Source organism: Bartonella sp. AP72JLCBS (genome assembly GCF_042195705.1).
GTDB lineage: Bacteria > Pseudomonadota > Alphaproteobacteria > Rhizobiales > Rhizobiaceae > Bartonella.
Window position 1 is genome coordinate 1 of record NZ_JBHIOU010000118.1, and the last position, 640, is coordinate 640.

Here is a 640-nt window from a genome sequence, read left to right on the forward strand (position 1 = left end):
TGACAATGCTATCATTGCTGGCTATGTTTATGATAATGCCCATGTTTATGGCAATGCTGTTATTTCTGATAATTCCCATGTTTATGGTAATGCACATGTGTATGGCAAGGATATTATTTATGATAATGCCTATGTTTATGACAATGCTAGGGTTTATGAAAATGCTCGTATAGCAAATAACGTGCATGTTTATGAAAATGCCAATATTCATGGCATTGCTGTTATTCGTGAAAATGTCGGCGGGTCTACTAAAATAAAAACCTATACTGAACGTCTCTCTCCTTATGGTGAATTAGAGATTGTCTGGGTCTAACCAATAAAGCAGTGTAAATGAAAGTACAGGCGTGGCGGGGGCGCCCCTCTTTCAAATTTTCCCATTTCAAATTTTATCAACTGTTTATCACATTAGATTGTGAGGGTCTTCTATGTGCAAAAAATACGAATTAACCAGTGAAATCAAAAAAATCAAACATGCTCTTACTCGAAATATTATAAACCTTTATCGCATTAAAGCTTTAAAAGATTTCGATGATGTACAGGCGGGTGCTTTAGGCGGTTTTATCGAAAAGGAAGTTAACCTATCCCATGATGGTAATTGCTGGGTCTATGATGAGGCTTGTGTCTATGGTCATGCAAGAGT

The 640-nt window shown here is 36.7% G+C and carries 2 pseudogenes; both read left to right on the top strand.

Going from position 1 to position 640, the window contains the following annotated elements:
* Positions 1-313: pseudogene (locus tag ACFILO_RS09675) on the top strand (hypothetical protein); the annotation flags it as partial.
* Between the two features lie 112 nt (positions 314-425).
* A pseudogene (locus ACFILO_RS09680) lies at positions 426-640 on the top strand (hypothetical protein); the annotation flags it as partial.